Genomic DNA, 15,011 nt, shown 5'->3' with positions numbered 1-15,011 from the left:
GCCGAGCATGGGCTCGGCTCTACAGCACAAGGCGTTCGGCCACCAGCAACCAGCTGTTGAACGGGGTGCGCCCATGCAGCGGCCGGGGCGCCGTCACCTGCAATCCGGCCTCGATCAATGTCGCCTGCAGCACCTGCGGGTCGGGGTAATGACGCGGCCGCGTGCCCATCCAGCCGACCAGCCAGGCCAGCCGGTCCGCCACCCGCGTGGTGCGGTCGCGGCCATCGCCGGTGGCCAGTGGCGTGCGCAGCAGCAGGCGGCCGCCGGGAGCGACCCGTGCACTGGCCGCGCGCAGCAGTGCCTGCTGTGGGCCCGCATCCAGGTACTGCAGTACATCCAGCAGCAGCACGTGCCCGACCTGCGCCGGCAGCGGTGCCTGCACGTCCAGGCAGTCGAAGCGCACATCGTGCAGGCCGGTGGCGGCACGCTGGGCGCGGGTGATCTTGCCGGCATCCACGTCCACGCCCAGGTAGCGCTGGGTACGGCCGCGCTGGCGCAGCACATGGGCGAACAGGCCCAGCCCGCAGCCCAGGTCCAGCAGTGGATGCCCGTCGTCAGGCAGATGCTGCAGCACGCCGTCGTACAACGGGTCGCTGCCGAGTTTGCCGCGGGTGTAGTAGTAGTCGCGGCGGCTGCCCCAGGCCTGTACCGGGCGGAACGCCTCGGCGATCGCGCGGGCCTGCGCGGCGCTCAGGGGTGTGCAGGGCAGGGGCGGGCCGTTCCGTGGCGTGCCATCCATCGCCTCAGTCCGTTCCGCCGAGCAGGTGTGCGGCGACCGGCAGCGCGCGCGCGCTCCACAGCGCGTACATCCGCGCCGAAGGGTGCAGGCCGTCTTCGGCGATCATCGCCGGGTCGTCACCGTGGTCACGGCTGATGTCGGTGATGTCGACGAAGGCCACGCCCTGCTGGGTGCTGATCACCTCGGCGGCCGCATTGAATTCGTCGGTTTCGATCTCGATGGTGGCCAGGTCCCGGCCACTGCCCGTGCCAAACGGGGTCGCGCCCCAGTCGGGGAAGGACAGCACCAGCACCCGCCCGGGGCGGCCGCCGGCGAAGCCGATCGCTCGCCGCAGCAGGGCCTCGAACTGGACGCGGTACTCGTCCAGCGGACGGCCGCGGTACTGGTTGTTGACGCCGATCAGCAGGCTGACGAAATCGAACGGGCCCTGTGGTGCGGCCGCATCGATGGCGGCGTCCAGCTCGTCGGTGGTCCAGCCGGTGGTGGCGATGGTCTGCGGGTTTGCCAGCGCCACGTCCTGCGCACGCAGCGCGGCGGCCAGCTGGTGCGGCCAGCGGCCTTCGACTGCAATCGCTTCACCGATGGTGTACGAGTCGCCCAGCGCCAGGTAGGTCAGCGCCACGGCTCAGGCCACCGAACGGCGCGGCTTCAGCGGCACGACCTTGGTGGCGTCCTCGGCACGGCGGGCCAGCACGCGGTCGATGCGGGCGAACACATCGCGCATCACCGAAGCTTCCGGCAGCAGCGTCACGCGGAAATGATGGCGGTAGGGCACGTTGAAGCTGGAGCCCGGTACCACCAGCACGCCTTCGTTGTTCATCAGGTCCAGCGCGAAGTCGTGGTCGTCAAAGCCCTTGGCGGCGGCACCGACCACGGCCGGGAACGCGTACAGCGCACCGGCCGGCGCAACCAGCGACAGGTGCTCGCTGGCTTCGCAGGCTTCGATCACCGCGCGGCGGGTTTCATACAGGCGGCCACCCGGGGTGCACAGTTCGGAGATGGTGTCCGGGCCGTTCACTGCGGCCTCGATGGCGTACTGGCCCGGCACGTTGGCGCACAGGCGCAGCGCGCCGAGCAGGTCCAGCGCGGCGCGGAAGTCGCCCAGGCGCGCGTCGTCGCCGCTGAGGTGGGCCCAGCCCACGCGCCAGCCGCAGGCACGGTGCACCTTGCTCAGGCCGCTGAAGGTCAGGCACGGGTGGTCGCCGGCCAGCGGCGCGACCGGCTGGAACACCGCATCGTCGTACAGGATCTGGTCGTAGATCTCATCGACCAGCAGCAGCAGGTTGTGGCGGCGTGCGATCTCGACCACGCGCTCCAGCAGTTCGCGCGGGTAGCTGGCGCCGCTGGGGTTGTTCGGGTTGATCAGCACGATGGCGCGGGTGCGCGAGGACACCAGCGTCTCGATCTCGCTCGGGTCCGGCTGGAAGCCGTTCTCGGCGGCGCAGCGGTAGTACACCGGGCGGCCATCGTTGAGGATGGTCGAGGCCGACCACAGCGGGTAGTCCGGGGAGGGCACCAGGACTTCGTCGCCCGGGTTGAGCAATGCGCGCAGCGACAGGTCGATCAGTTCGCTGACGCCGTTGCCGACGAACACACGGTCGGGGTGCGCATCCGGTGCGCCACGGCGGGCGTAGTACGCCGCGATGGCTTCGCGTGCGACCGGCAGGCCCTGCTGGTGGGTGTATGGGTCGGTGCGGCCCATGTCGTCGGCGATCGCGCGCTGCAGGTGCTCGGGCGCGCGGAAACCGAAGTTGCCCGGGTTGCCGATGTTGAGCTTGATCAGCTTGCGGCCCTGCGCCTCCAGCTCCCGGGCTCGCCGCGCCAGTTCTCCGCGGATTTCGTAGCGCACTTCGGAAAGGCGCTCGCGGATGGCCAGGGGCTTGGGCGAGAGGGTGGACATGGGGGCTGGGCCGTCAAAAGGCATGGGGATTCCATCCTACCGGAATTGCTGCAGTGCATGGCAAGGGCTCCGGGCTTGTCATTGCTGGGCTGGCAGGGCGCCGGCGCAGGTAGAATGGCGGCGATGACCCAGACCCCCGATTTCATCGCCCTGCAGACCATCGGCTGGCCCTGGCCGGGCCCGGCGCAGCAGGCCGACTGGCAGGCCGTGATGGCCGCGCACCCGCAGGCCCGCCCGGCGCGGGTGATCGAACAGCATCGAACGCACTATGTCGTGGCCGATGGCCCGGATGCGGCGATCAAGGCCGAGTCGCTGCCGGAATGGCAGCGCCCGCGCTTCCCCAGCCATGAGCGGCCGGCCGTGGGTGATTGGGTGCTGCTGGACGGCATCCGCATCGTCGCGCTGCTGCCGCGTCGCACCGCGATCAAGCGTGGCGCCGCCGGTGAGCACTACCACCAGCAGGTGATCGCGGCCAACATCGATACGGTGTTCATCGTCTGCGGCCTGGATGCCGACTTCAATCCGCGCCGCATCGAACGCTACCTGCTGCTGGTCGGCGGTGGCGGTGCCGAACCGGTGGTGGTGCTGACCAAGGCCGACCAGACCGAGTACAGCGAGGATGCGCTGGCGGTGCTGGAAGAGCTGGAGATGCAGGGCATCGCGCTGCATGCGATCAACGGCCTGGACGCCGACAGCGTGGCGGTGCTGCAACCGTGGCTGGGTCCTGGTCGCACGGTGGTGCTGGTCGGTTCCTCCGGTGCCGGCAAGTCCACATTGACCAACACCCTGCTCGGCGAGCAGCGGATGAAGACCAACGCGGTGCGTGCCAATGATTCGCGCGGCCGCCACACCACCACCCATCGCGCGCTGATGCCGCTGCCGACCGGCGCCTGCCTGATCGACACCCCCGGCATGCGCGAGCTGAAGCCGACCGGCGAAGAAACGCTGTCCGAAGGTGGCTTCGCCGACATCGAAGCGCTGGCCGCACAGTGCCGTTTCAACGACTGCAAGCACCAGCAGGAACCGGGCTGTGCCGTACGTGCGGCGATCGAGGCGGGTGAGATCGAAGAAAGCCGGCTGCTGAACTACTTCAAACTGAAGGAAGAAGTGGCCGCCGCTGCCGCCAAGCTGGCAGTACGCCAGGCCGAGACCGCGCAGGAGCGCGGCGGCAAGAAGGGCAAGGGCCAGCAGTTCCGTCCGGCAGGCAAGCCGCGCCGGCGCTGATTGGTATCGCGGGGTCGGATCCCATTGCACCGCAATGGGCTCTGACCCCTGCAATGAACTCGCGTCTGCCTGCTTCGGGTGGGTGCTAACTGCCCGCTCATGGTAGGTGCCAACCTTGGTTGGCACGAATGTGTCCGAAGCCTGCCTTTGCCTGCTCATGGTAGGTGCCAACCAAGGCTGGCAGCTGCCCGATGCTCCGCCCGTCCCAAAGCAAGAGCAGAGCGCTATAGTCCGCGCATGGAACCGACCGCGACGCTGGACCGTGAGGTGGCCCACCATGCAGCGCTCGATGCGCGCCTGGTCGAGGCCGTGGGAGGAATCCGGCTGCTGGGCCTGACCAGTTGGCCGGCCACGCTGCAGGCACCGTTCCTGGACAGCGTGGCGCGTGGCCAGCCGGTGCTGCCGAAGGTGGATTACCCCCGGCTCGACTTCAGCGAAGAACGCCGCGCGCTGGCCGCGATCGCTGCCGACTGCGATGACAGCCATCCGCTGGGCCACTACGTGCGACAGTCGGCGCAGAGCTGGGACCTGGCCGCGCAGCTGCTTGAGGGGCTGGGCACCGCCGCCGTCGATACCTGTTCGGTGCAGCTGTTCGGCGCCCCCGAGCAACCATTGCCGGGCAATGGCCCGAGCACGCGCGAAGCGGCGCGGCACTTCATCCAGATCGCCGCCGAGCTGGACCACGAACTGCTGGCACCGGAAGAGCAGGTGCCGGTCTCGGCCATTGCGTTGCAGCTGCAGCTGCAGAACGATCTGGACGCCTTCTTCGAATCACGCATCATCCAGGTGCAGCTCGATCCGGAACTGGTGTCCAAGGCCGCTGCCGGCCCGACCCGCATCCGCCTGCGCACCAGTGCGCGCTTCAGCGCCTACGACCGCGCGCAGCTGTTCCACCATGAAGCGCTGGTGCATTCGCTGACCGCGTTGAACGGGCGCGAACAGCCGGTGCTGCCGAGCCTGGCATTGTCCTCGCCGCGGGTGACGGCAACCCAGGAAGGGTTGGCCACCTTCGCCGAGCAGATCACCGGCAGCATCGACATCGAACGCCTGAAGCGCATCAGCCTGCGTACCGAAGCGATTGCGATGGCACGCGAAGGCGCTGATTTCATCGAAGTGTTCCGCTATTTCTGCGATGCCGGGCAGAACACGGAAGAGAGCTTCGCCTCGGCACAGCGCGTGTTCCGCGGCGTGCCGCCGAGTGGCGGCCTGGCGTTCACCAAGGACACGGTGTACCTGCGCGGCCTGGTGTCGGTGCACACCTTCTTCCGCCACATGCTGGCCGAGGATCGCCTGCAGGTCTGCCGCTGGTTGTTCGCGGGCAAGATGAGCCTGACCGATGCGATCGCGTTCGCGCCGCTGTTCGAGGCGGGTGTACTGAAGCCACCGCGCTGGCTGCCGCACTGGGTGAGCCGGGCGAACGGCCTGGCCGGCATGCTGGCGTTCTCGCTGTTCGCCAACCGGATACGGATGGACCAGCTGGCGCCGGAATGAAATGCGTTGGCGGCTTGTGGCGTCTCGATTGATATCGGGGAGAGCGGGGGGCATGCGCTGGCCAGGACGCGCCGCAAGTACGTCCCTGTAGGCTCGGCCACGGCATCCATGCCGTGGACGGTCCTGGCCAGCGCAAGCCCCCCGCTCCAGACAATTTCCCGCGAGACGGCCAGCAATCCACCAGAGGGATTGCGCTTGAAGAGCTTGAAAAGCAAAGAGCCGGGCAATGCCCGGCTCTTTGCTTTTGCTCTTGCTTTTCATTGCCTCCGCGCCGGCGCGGGGAACTGTCCAGCGTGGGTAGGCAGGCCCATGCAGGACCGTGAGGCGCATGGATGCGCCGATCGAGCCCCCATGGATGGATTTACGGCGTGTCCTGCATGGGCCTGCCTACCCACGCCATGCAGGAACAATCAACGCGCCGCAGCGCCCGCTTTCGATTTAGAACTCCGCCGCCACCGTCATGAACAGCTGCCGCGGTGCACTCGCATGGATCGCATAGCGCGTGCCCTTCGGATCAGTCGGTGCGAACGAGCTCAGCTGGCCGGCGTAGCGCTTGTTGGTCAGGTTGGTCGCGTTCAACGACACCCGCACGTTGCGCAGGCCCAGGCCCGGGCCGAAGTCGTAGCCTGCACCCGCGTCGAAGGTGGTCACGCCCGGCACCGACTGGTCGTTGGTGTAGGTGTAGTAGCGCTTGCCGGTGTACTTGGCACGCAGGCTGGCGAAGAAACCGTCGCGGTTCCAGCTGATTTCGCTGGAGGCCATGCGCTGCGGCGTATCCACCGTGATCTTGCCGGCCACCGGAACGATCGCGCCGCCCGAGGTGTAGTCATCCTCGTAGGTGGTCTTGTTCCAGGACAACGCGTTGTACCACTGCAGGCCGTCGATCGGCTTGAAGATGAAGGTCAGTTCCGCACCGTAGCTCTTCACCGAACCGACGTTGATGAAGCGCGTCACGCACTCCGGGCGCGTGCCCACTTCGATGCTCGAGCACGGGTTCAGCGACAGCAGGCGGTTGTCGAACTTCACGTTGTAGGCGGCGATCGAGGCCTGGTACTTCTCGCCGAAGGTACGGAAGCCGGCTTCCAGGCTCTTGGACTTCTCCGGTTCCAGGCCGGCGCTGGCCGCGAACGATTCCGGCGACACCTGCAGCGGGCCGCCGCTGCCACCGCCGACGAAGGCAGCGATGTTCTCGGCATACGAGGCGAACAGCTCGTTGTTGGCGTTGAGCTTGAAGCCCACGCCCACCTGCGGCAGCACTGATTCCTTGGCGGTCAGCGTGCCCGAGGCGATGCTGGTTTCCACGCCCGGCTTGGCAGTGGCGCGCATGCGGGTGTTGGGGCTCTTGATGCCCACGTCCACGGTCAGGCGCTGATCCAGGAAGCGCATGCGGTCCTGCACGTAGAACTGGCGCGTGCGGATGTCGAAGTCCTGGTTGAACAGCAGGCGGTCCGGGTTCTTCAGGTACAGGTCGTCCAGGAACGGGCCGCTGATGTAGTAGAAGTTGCGCGAGACGTTGTGGTCGTTCTGCTCGTACCACAGGCCGGCTTCCAGTTCGTGGATGCCCACCGTCCACGACAGCGCGGCGGTCAGGCCATCGCGGTTGATCGTGTAGTTGGTGCTGCGGATCGAGATCGGCAGCATCTTGTCGGTGCCCGGGTAGGACGGCTGGCCCGGTGCCCACCAGTGGCCCTGGCCACGGTTGTCGTGATGGTAGGCCAGCAGCTTCAGGCGGCCCTGTTCGCCCAGGCGCAGGTCGGCATCCACCGAATACAGGTTGTCGTCACGCAGCGCACGGCTCTGGTAGTACGCATCGTCGATGCTGTTGACGCCGCCGCTGAACGCGCAGCGTGCCTTGTTGTAGGTGCCCGGCGCGCAGTACGCGGCAGCGACGGCGCGATCCCAGTCCGGTGCGTAGATGTTCCAGTCATAGCCCAGGCCGCGGGCCAGCATGTCCTTGGACAGGTAGGCGTAGTTGGCCTGGCTGGCGCGCGAGGTGGCCACGAACGCACCGAAGCGGTGGTCGCCGACATTCCACACCGCCTTGGCGTTGAACTGGCGGGTGGTCTGGTTCTGGTACGGCGCGGCCCACATGTCCTGGTCCTGGTGCACGCCGGACACATAGGCCGAGAAGCCGTTGATGTCGCCGGTATCTACGCGCAGGTAGCCACGGCGCTGGTTGTTGTCGCCGACGGTGACGCTGGCGCGACCACCGAATTCGGTGGACGGGTCCATCGAGAAGTACTGGATGGTGCCGCCCAGGTTGCTGGTCGAGGCCACGCCCAGCGAACCGATGCCCTGCGACAGCTCGGCACCGGCCAGGTTCTCGGCGATGATCGCGCGGGCGATGCTCAGGCCGTTGTAGTTGCCGTAGCTGTTGTCGCCCAGCGGGATGCCGTCCAGCGTGTAGCCGAGGCGGCTCTTGTCGAAGCCACGCAGGCTGATGGTCTGCGATTCCTCGTTGGCGCCGAAGGCATCGTTGGACTGCACCGACACGCCCGGCAGGCGATCGAGGATCTTCTGGCCGCTGGTGCCCGGCGGCAGCACCTGCTTGTCGACGGCGGTGATGCGCTGCACCTGGCGGGTCTCGCCCTGGCCGATCACGGAGACGGTATCCAGCGTCTGCGCGCTCAGCGCGGCCTCGGTGCTGGCGCCGGTATCGGCGGCGTTGGCGGCATGGGCGCTGGCGGCGGCGGAGAGCGCGATCGCCACGGCGATCGTCAGGTGTCGGGTCTGCATGGTGGTCCGTTGCATTGGGGGTGGTCACCGGCACGCGTGCGCGGTGCATGGCCACTATGCGAACGGAACATGAAACCTTCTTTACGAAAAACCAACGAATGGTGCAGGGCTCCCGCGCATGTCCCGCCGCCGAATGAAAAAGGGGCCGGATCCCCCTCGCAAGCGAAGGTTCACCGGCCCCCGCGCACTCCGTGGGGGAGGCGCTCCACGCGTCGCGTGGAGGAGGGCTCAACCCATGTACAGGCCACCGTTGACCGGATAGTCGGCGCCGGTCACGTACGAGGCTTCGTCCGAGGCCAGCCACGCGCACAGGCCGGCTACTTCCTCGGGGCGGCCGAGGCGACGCACCGGCACCGAAGCGGCCAGCCGGTCCAGCACATCCGGCGGGAAGCTGCTGATCGCCTGGCTGGCGATGTAGCCCGGCGACAGCGTGTTGACGGTGACGCCGCGCGAGGCAACTTCCGCGGCCAGTGCACGGCTGAAGCCATGCATCGCGGCCTTGGCGGTGGCGTAGTTCACCTGTCCGATCTGGCCCTTGTGCGCACTGACCGAACCGATGTTGATGATGCGGCCCCAGCCCCGCGTGGCCATGCCGTCGACCACCTGCTTGGTCAGGTTGAACAGCGCATTGAGGTTGGAGGCGATCACCGCGTTCCAGTCCTCCACCGTCATCTGCCGGAACAGCAGGTCGCGGCTGCCGCCAGAATTGTTGACCAGTACATCCACTTCACCGACTTCGGCGCGCACCTTGGCAAACGCGGCGCTGGTCGAGGCCCAGTCGGTCGCGTTGCCTTCGGAGGCGATGAAGTCGAAGCCCTGTTCGCGCTGCTCGCGCAGCCAGTTGGCCTTGCGCGGCGAGTTCGGTGCGCAACCGGCGACCACGGTGTGGCCGCTGCGGGCCAGGCTCTGGCAGATGGCAGTACCGACACTGCCCATTCCACTGGTGACGTAAGCGATTCGAAGCGTCATTGCAGAAGGCTCCTTGGCAAAGGGTCAGGCGGCTAGGGGGTACAGGCCGAACAGCAGGCTGCCGACCATCAGCAGCATCGAGATGGCGATGGCCCACTTCAGGGTGAACTTCTGGTGGTCGGCGAACTCGACCTTGGCCAGGCCCACCAGCAGGTAGGTGGACGGCACCAGCGGGCTGAGCAGGTGCACCGGCTGGCCGGCCAGCGAGGCGCGCGCCATTTCCACCGGGGTGATGCCGTAGTTGCCGGCGGCCTCGGACAGGATCGGCAGCACGCCGAAGTAGAACGCGTCGTTGGACATGAAGAAGGTGAACGGCATCGATGCCACGGCCGTGATCACCGCCAGGTACGGGCCCCACGATTCCGGAATCACCGCCAGGAAGCTGTGCGACATCGCTTCGACCATGCCGGTGTTGTTGAGGATGCCGGTGAAGATGCCTGCAGCGAAGATCAGCGACACCACCGACAGTACGTTGCCGGCATGGTTGACCACGCGGCGGCGCTGCTCGGCCAGGTTCGGGTAGTTGATCACCAGGGCGATGGCGAAGCCGACCATGAACAGCACCGGCATCGGCAGCACGCCGATGATCAGCGCGGTCATCAGCGCCACGGTCAGGGCCAGGTTGACCCACAGCAGCTTCGGACGCTTGATGTCCTCGGCGTCTTCCACGGTCGGCAGCGGGTTGCTGTCGTCGGACACGCTGTTGTCCATCCAGCTGCCGCCCTTGGGCAGGGTCACCACGCCGAGGCGACGGCGTTCCTTAAGGCCCAGGTACCAGGCCAGCAGCAGCACGCCGGCACAGGCGATCACCATCGACGGGATCAGCGGCACGAACACATCGGCCGGGTCCACGTGCAGCGCGGTGGCCGCGCGTGCGGTCGGGCCGCCCCACGGGGTCAGGTTCATCACGCCGCCGGCGAGGATGGTCACGCAGGTCATGTTCAGCGCGTTCATGCCGAGGCGCTGGTACAGCGGCAGCATCGCCGAGACGGTGATCATGTAGGTGGTCGAGCCATCGCCGTCGAGCGAGATCAGCATCGCCAGCACCGCGGTGCCGAGCACGATCTTCATCGGATCACCCTTGACGAAGCGCAGGATCACCCGCACCAGCGGATCGAACAGGCCGGCGTCGATCATCACGCCGAAGTAGAGGATGGCGAACATCAGCATCACGCCGGTCGGCGCGATCTTCTTGATGCCCTCCAGCATCATCTCGTCGATGCCGGCGCCGAAGCCACCGATCAGCGCGAACAGGATGGGGATGGTGATCAGGGCGACGAGCGGCGACAGGCGTTTGCTCATGATCAAGTACATGAACGTAATGACCATGCCAAAGCCGAGGATGCTCAGCATCATCTGCGGACTCCTTGCGAAAACAGGACGTGGGGGAGTGGAAGGGGCCCGGGCGGCGTGCCCGGGATGCCGGGCTTAGAAGTCGTACTGCAGGCGGCCGGTGACCGCGCGCGTGCGGTCCACCGTGACCCCGGCCAGGCGGTCGCGGTTGCGGCTTTCGATCACGTTGAGCATGAAGCGCAGGTTGTCGCGCAGGTACCAGTTGCCGCCCAGCGTCCACGCTTCGGTGCTGCCGCGGCGCAGGTCGGGTGCACCGTCGAGGTGCTGTGCGCCCCACATCTGGTCGTAGCGCAGCGCCACTTCGAAGGCACCGGCCTTGTGGCGGATGTCCTTCACCCGCGCGAAGCGGCCGGTCTTGCGGTCGTAGGCGCGGCTTTCGCCGGTGACGAACCAGCTGAGCATGCCGTAGGCCGCCATCACGTCGCCACGCTGGGCGCCGTCATCGAAGGTGGCGCCACTGAATTCGCCCTGCCACGACAGCGGGCCGCGCACCTGCGCGTATTCCAGCGACCACTTGTTGACGTCGGTATCGCGGCCGGCGGAGAAGTTGACCAGGGTCAGGCGGCTTTCATCGGACAGATGGCCGGCCGGGCGCGGGCGGATGCTCAGGCCCGGGGTGCCGTTGGCGCCGGGGTTGTCATAGGCCTCGCGGGCCAGCGACAGGCCCAGGTGCAGCACGTCGCCCTCGCTGGGCGAAGGTGCCCAGGTGACGCGGCCACCGGCGGCGCGGCCCTTCACCTGCCAGGCGTCGATGCTCTCCAGGCTGTAGAGGCTGGCGGCCCAGGTGAAGTCCCCCGGGTTGGCCTGCCACGACGCACCCAGGCGGTACAGCGGCGCCAGCGTGGTGCCGGCGTTGCCGCGCTCCAGGAAGCTGCCGTAGTTGGAGCTCGTGCGGTCATCCAGCGAGAAGTACTGCTTGAACTGGCCGACGGTCAGCTTGCCGGCCTTGCCGAAGCTGCGTGCCAGGTACACGTCCTTGGCCTCGACGCGGTCGCCGGAGAAGTCGGCTTCCAGCTTGTAGTCGACCACGAAGAACTTGCCGGACACATCGACCCAGGCACGGCGGATCTCGGTGTCGTCCTTGTTCGGCGTGCCGCGGTTGTCGTTGTCGAAGGTGGCGAAGTCCAGGTGCAGGCGGCCACCGAGGGTGGCGGTGACCGGACGGTCGTCTTCGGCGGCGAAGGCCGGCGCCGACAGGGCAGCCAGAGCCATCATGGCGGCAGGACGCCGCCAGGCAAACGTGAATTCCACAAACCCTCCCAGGTGCGCGCCAGGCGCGCGGCAATCGTGGGCACCGGACGGTGCGCGGCCGCAGTCTGGGTCGGGCAAGCTGTCATCGTCCTGTCAACGGTTTGTGCGGTGCAGCGTAAAACCGGCCGCTGCGCTCACGGGGCCACGCCCGGCAAGGTCAGCGGCGGCATGCGGTAGCATTCGTTTCCCCTCCCACCCGTGTGCCCATGCGCCTGCTGCTGGTCGAAGACAACCCGGATCTGGCCGATGCGATCATCCGTCGCATGCGCCGCAGCGGGCATGCCGTGGACTGGCAGGCCGATGGCCTGGCCGCCGCCAGCGTGCTGCGCTACCAGAGCTTCGACCTGGTGGTGCTGGATATCGGCCTGCCCAAGCTCGATGGCCTGCGCGTGCTGGCCGGCATGCGCGAGCGCGGCGACAGCACGCCGGTGCTGATGCTGACCGCGCGCGATGGCATCGAAGATCGCGTGCAGGCGCTGGACGTCGGCGCCGACGACTACCTGGGCAAGCCGTTCGATTTCCGCGAGTTCGAAGCGCGCTGCCGCGTGCTGCTGCGGCGTGCGCGCGGCCAGGCCAGCGAAGTGGTGCAGATCGGCGGCTTCCAGTTCGACAATGCTGCGCACCGGGTCAGCCTCGACGGGGAGCCGATCGAACTGCCCAACCGCGAATACCGCCTGCTGGAGATCCTGGTCGGCCGCCTTGGCCAGGTGGTCGGCAAGGACGAGATCGGCAACGGCCTGTTCGGCTTCGATGACGAAGCGGGCCCGAATGCCATCGAGTTGTACGTTGGCCGCCTGAGAAAGAAGCTGGCCGGCGCACCGCTGCGTATCACTACGGTGCGTGGCGTGGGCTATCTGCTGGAAGCCAGCGACGCCAGTGCCGACGCCGATGGCTGACATGCGCGCTGCAACGGCCGCGCCGGGCTCGCTGCGGCGCACGCTGCTGCTCTACCTCGGTGTGCTGCTGGCGGTGTTCGCAGTGGCCCTGCTGTTCGCCGCGCGCGATTACGGCCAGCGCGCCGCCAATCGATCCTACGATCACCTGCTGGTGTCCTCGGCGCTGTCCATTGCCGATTCGGTGGCCCTGGTCGATGGCCAGTGGCAGGTCGATCTGCCGTATGCGGCGTTGGACCTGCTGGCGATGGCGCCGGAAGACCGCGTGTTCTATCGGGTGGCCGACAACCGCGGCAACCTGATCACCGGCTACGGCGATCTGCCGGCACCGCCGCGCCGGCCCGGCACGCAACCGCAGCTGTTTGACGCCCCCTACAGCGGCGAGACCGTGCGCTTCGTGGTGGTCGGCCGCAGTTTCGCCGCCGCGTCGGCGCAGGGCGAGGTACAGGTCCAGGTTGGCCAGACCCGGCGTGCACGGGAAGCCGTCGCGCAGGACATGGTCAATCGCGCGCTGTTGGCGATCGGCGTGCTGTCCGGCCTGCTGCTGGCGCTGGTGGCCTTCGGCGTGCATCGCGCATTCCGTCCGCTGGTGCGGGTGGAACGCGAGCTGTCGCGACGGGAGCCTTCCGACCTGAAGCCGCTGGATGCCCGCGTGCCGCGTGAGATGGACCAGATGGTGGCCGCGTTGAACCGCTTCATGGAGCGCCTGTCCAGCAGCAACGAGACACTGCGCGCGTTCATGGCCGAGGCCGCACACCAGATGCGTACGCCACTGGCGGCATTGCGTGCACAGGCGCAGTTGGCGCTGGACGACGACGATCCTGAGGACATGCGGCGCAGCCTGCAGGCGATCGAGCGCAACGCCACCCACATGAGCCGGCTGCTCAACCAGCTGCTCAGCGATGCCAGCGTGATCCATCGTTCGCACCTGCAGCGCTTTGCTGCAGTGGACCTGGCCGAGACCGTGCACCAGGCCCTGCATGAAGCGCTGCCGCAGGCCGCCCCTGCGCCTCGTGTGCAACTGGCGATGACCGCCGAACCCGTACAGGTGCACGGCGATGCACTGCTGCTGCGCGAGGCGATCAAGAACCTGGTCGACAACGCATTGAAGTATGGCGGCGAGGGCCCGTTGCAGATCGCGCTGACCGTGGAAGGCGGGCAGGCCGTGCTGACCATCGCCGACCATGGCGCAGGCATCGCGGCCGCCGATGCCGAACGCGTGTTCGAACGCTTCGCGCGTGGCGAAGGCGCGCCGTCCGGCGGTGCCGGGCTAGGCCTGGCCATCGTCAAGCGCGTGGTCGACAGCCATGGCGGCCGCATCGACCTCAGCAACCGCCCGCAGGGCGGGCTGATCGCCACCATCCGCCTGCCCCGGAGCAGTTCATGATCCGCCTGTTCGCCACGGCCGTTGCCCTGCTGCTGGCCCTGCCGGTGCTGGCCGCACCGGGCGATGTGCGCCGTTTCCCTGCGCAGGGAGCCGCCACCGCGCAGCTGCGCATCCACGGCACCACCGACATCGAAGTGTTCGCGGTGGTCATCGCCGACTACCAGCGCCTGCACCCGGGCACCGAGGTGGTGTACGAGGACATCATCACCCAGGACCTGTACGCGCGGTACCTGCACGACCGCGTCGGGCCGGCATCGCCGGACCTGCTGATCTCCAGTGGCATGGACCTGCAGACCAAGCTGGTCAACGATGGCCACGCGCTGCCGCACCGTTCGGCGCAGACCGCTGCGTTGCCGGCCTGGGCACAGTGGCGCAACGAGGCGTTCGGCATCAGCTACGAGCCGGTGGTGATGGTCTACAACACCCGTGCACTGCCGTCGGCGAAGGTGCCGCACACGCGCCGCCAGTTGCTGGACCGGCTGCGTGCCGAGGGCGCGCCGCTGCGCGGGAAGGTCGGCACCTATGACATCGAGCGCAGCAGTGTCGGCTACCTGCTGGCGACCCAGGATGCGCAGCGTGGCAGCATCGCCGGCGCGTTGCTGGGTGCGCTCGGCGACAACGACGTGGTCCGCGAGGAGCGCACCGGCGTACTGCTGGACAAGGTGGCCAGCGGCCAGCTGTCGCTGGTCTACAACGTGCTCGGCTCCTATGCGCAGGCACGCGTCGATGCCGGCGCGCCGCTGGCCATTGTCGAGCCCGAGGACTACACGCTGGTGGTGCTGCGCACAGCGTTGATCCCACGCACCGGCCCACACCCGGAAGAAGCCCGGCGCTTCCTCGATTACCTGCTGTCACCGCGTGGTCAGCAGGTGCTGTCGCGCGAGGCGCGGCTGATGCCGATCGTGACCGGCAACGCACGTGGCGACGATGCGCCCGGCCGCAGCCGTCGTCCGATCCAGCTCGGCCCGGGCCTGCTGGTGTACCTGGACGCGCTCAAGCGCCGCCAGTTCCTGGATGCCTGGCGCAGCAGCGTGGAGCCGGCAGGGCGCTGACGCGGCGGCCTGCCCG

The 15,011-nt window shown here is 67.9% G+C and carries 12 protein-coding genes; 5 read left to right on the top strand and 7 right to left on the bottom strand.

Annotated elements, in window-relative coordinates; translation table 11 throughout:
• Window positions 1-19 precede the first annotated feature (19 nt).
• From ACZK1G_RS18595 to ACZK1G_RS18585, 3 genes are read right to left on the bottom strand one after another with little or no spacing between them, the layout of a single operon-like run.
• Window positions 20-739 carry a class I SAM-dependent methyltransferase gene (locus ACZK1G_RS18595; protein ID WP_101766053.1) on the bottom strand — a complete coding sequence of 240 codons (720 nt, stop codon included), beginning with the start codon at window positions 737-739 and terminating at the stop codon, window positions 20-22.
• 4 nt (window positions 740-743) lie between these two features.
• The gene (locus ACZK1G_RS18590; RefSeq protein WP_101766052.1) at window positions 744-1,361 is read right to left on the bottom strand and encodes an SGNH/GDSL hydrolase family protein; all 618 of its coding nucleotides are present in this window, start codon (window positions 1,359-1,361) and stop codon (window positions 744-746) included.
• Window positions 1,362-1,364: 3 nt separating this feature from the next.
• Entirely contained in the window at window positions 1,365-2,639 is a 1,275-nt protein-coding gene (locus ACZK1G_RS18585; RefSeq protein ID WP_049442896.1) for a pyridoxal phosphate-dependent aminotransferase, read from the bottom strand.
• Between the two features lie 114 nt (window positions 2,640-2,753).
• On the opposite strand from ACZK1G_RS18585, the gene rsgA reads away from it, so the two are divergent.
• Complete coding sequence (rsgA, locus tag ACZK1G_RS18580) at window positions 2,754-3,863, top strand: ribosome small subunit-dependent GTPase A (RefSeq protein ID WP_049442897.1); 1,110 nt, start codon at window positions 2,754-2,756, stop codon at window positions 3,861-3,863.
• 237 nt (window positions 3,864-4,100) lie between these two features.
• On the top strand, window positions 4,101-5,354 hold the full coding sequence (locus ACZK1G_RS18575) for a flavohemoglobin expression-modulating QEGLA motif protein (RefSeq protein WP_049442898.1): 1,254 nt from the start codon (window positions 4,101-4,103) through the stop codon (window positions 5,352-5,354).
• 438 nt (window positions 5,355-5,792) lie between these two features.
• Here the strand turns inward: ACZK1G_RS18575 and ACZK1G_RS18570 are convergent, their stop codons facing one another.
• The 4 genes from ACZK1G_RS18570 to ACZK1G_RS18555 all read right to left on the bottom strand — a co-directional run bounded on the left by ACZK1G_RS18570 (window position 5,793) and on the right by ACZK1G_RS18555 (window position 11,627).
• On the bottom strand, window positions 5,793-8,090 hold the full coding sequence (locus ACZK1G_RS18570) for a TonB-dependent receptor (RefSeq protein ID WP_101766051.1): 2,298 nt from the start codon (window positions 8,088-8,090) through the stop codon (window positions 5,793-5,795).
• Window positions 8,091-8,318: 228 nt separating this feature from the next.
• The gene (gene phbB, locus ACZK1G_RS18565; protein WP_005419193.1) at window positions 8,319-9,059 is read right to left on the bottom strand and encodes an acetoacetyl-CoA reductase; all 741 of its coding nucleotides are present in this window, start codon (window positions 9,057-9,059) and stop codon (window positions 8,319-8,321) included.
• A 24-nt stretch (window positions 9,060-9,083) separates the two neighbouring features.
• The gene (locus ACZK1G_RS18560; protein ID WP_012481220.1) at window positions 9,084-10,412 is read right to left on the bottom strand and encodes a CitMHS family transporter; all 1,329 of its coding nucleotides are present in this window, start codon (window positions 10,410-10,412) and stop codon (window positions 9,084-9,086) included.
• A gap of 75 nt (window positions 10,413-10,487) precedes the next feature.
• Window positions 10,488-11,627, bottom strand: a complete 1,140-nt coding sequence (locus tag ACZK1G_RS18555) for an OprO/OprP family phosphate-selective porin (protein ID WP_101766050.1) — start codon at window positions 11,625-11,627, stop codon at window positions 10,488-10,490.
• Window positions 11,628-11,869: 242 nt separating this feature from the next.
• On the opposite strand from ACZK1G_RS18555, the gene ACZK1G_RS18550 reads away from it, so the two are divergent.
• From ACZK1G_RS18550 to ACZK1G_RS18540, 3 genes are read left to right on the top strand one after another with little or no spacing between them, the layout of a single operon-like run.
• On the top strand, window positions 11,870-12,559 hold the full coding sequence (locus ACZK1G_RS18550; RefSeq protein ID WP_014038433.1) for a response regulator transcription factor: 690 nt from the start codon (window positions 11,870-11,872) through the stop codon (window positions 12,557-12,559).
• Complete coding sequence (locus tag ACZK1G_RS18545) at window positions 12,552-13,943, top strand: sensor histidine kinase (RefSeq protein WP_101766049.1); 1,392 nt, start codon at window positions 12,552-12,554, stop codon at window positions 13,941-13,943. Before ACZK1G_RS18550 ends, ACZK1G_RS18545 begins: the two co-directional genes overlap by 8 nt.
• Window positions 13,940-14,995, top strand: a complete 1,056-nt coding sequence (locus ACZK1G_RS18540) for an ABC transporter substrate-binding protein (RefSeq protein ID WP_101766048.1) — start codon at window positions 13,940-13,942, stop codon at window positions 14,993-14,995. The genes ACZK1G_RS18545 and ACZK1G_RS18540 overlap by 4 nt, the downstream gene beginning before the upstream one ends.
• The last annotated feature ends 16 nt before the right edge of the window (window positions 14,996-15,011 follow it).

It is taken from the genome of Stenotrophomonas sp. 109824_Sma (assembly GCF_056480025.1).
The sequence above is the reverse complement of the archived record's forward strand: the minus strand, read 5'-3'. Positions and strand labels throughout refer to the sequence as shown.

Excerpts from the sequence above, each read along its gene's own strand:
- ACZK1G_RS18595 (WP_101766053.1), bottom strand. The coding sequence starts at position 739 with ATGGATGGCACGCCACGGAACGGCCCGCCCCTGCCCTGCACACCCCTG.
- ACZK1G_RS18585 (WP_049442896.1), bottom strand. The coding sequence starts at position 2,639 with ATGTCCACCCTCTCGCCCAAGCCCCTGGCCATCCGCGAGCGCCTTTCC.
- rsgA (WP_049442897.1), top strand. The coding sequence starts at position 2,754 with ATGGCGGCGATGACCCAGACCCCCGATTTCATCGCCCTGCAGACCATC.
- ACZK1G_RS18575 (WP_049442898.1), top strand. The coding sequence starts at position 4,101 with ATGGAACCGACCGCGACGCTGGACCGTGAGGTGGCCCACCATGCAGCG.
- ACZK1G_RS18570 (WP_101766051.1), bottom strand. The coding sequence starts at position 8,090 with ATGCAGACCCGACACCTGACGATCGCCGTGGCGATCGCGCTCTCCGCC.
- phbB (WP_005419193.1), bottom strand. The coding sequence starts at position 9,059 with ATGACGCTTCGAATCGCTTACGTCACCAGTGGAATGGGCAGTGTCGGT.
- ACZK1G_RS18560 (WP_012481220.1), bottom strand. The coding sequence starts at position 10,412 with ATGCTGAGCATCCTCGGCTTTGGCATGGTCATTACGTTCATGTACTTG.
- ACZK1G_RS18555 (WP_101766050.1), bottom strand. The coding sequence starts at position 11,627 with ATGATGGCTCTGGCTGCCCTGTCGGCGCCGGCCTTCGCCGCCGAAGAC.
- ACZK1G_RS18550 (WP_014038433.1), top strand. The coding sequence starts at position 11,870 with ATGCGCCTGCTGCTGGTCGAAGACAACCCGGATCTGGCCGATGCGATC.
- ACZK1G_RS18545 (WP_101766049.1), top strand. The coding sequence starts at position 12,552 with ATGGCTGACATGCGCGCTGCAACGGCCGCGCCGGGCTCGCTGCGGCGC.
- ACZK1G_RS18540 (WP_101766048.1), top strand. The coding sequence starts at position 13,940 with ATGATCCGCCTGTTCGCCACGGCCGTTGCCCTGCTGCTGGCCCTGCCG.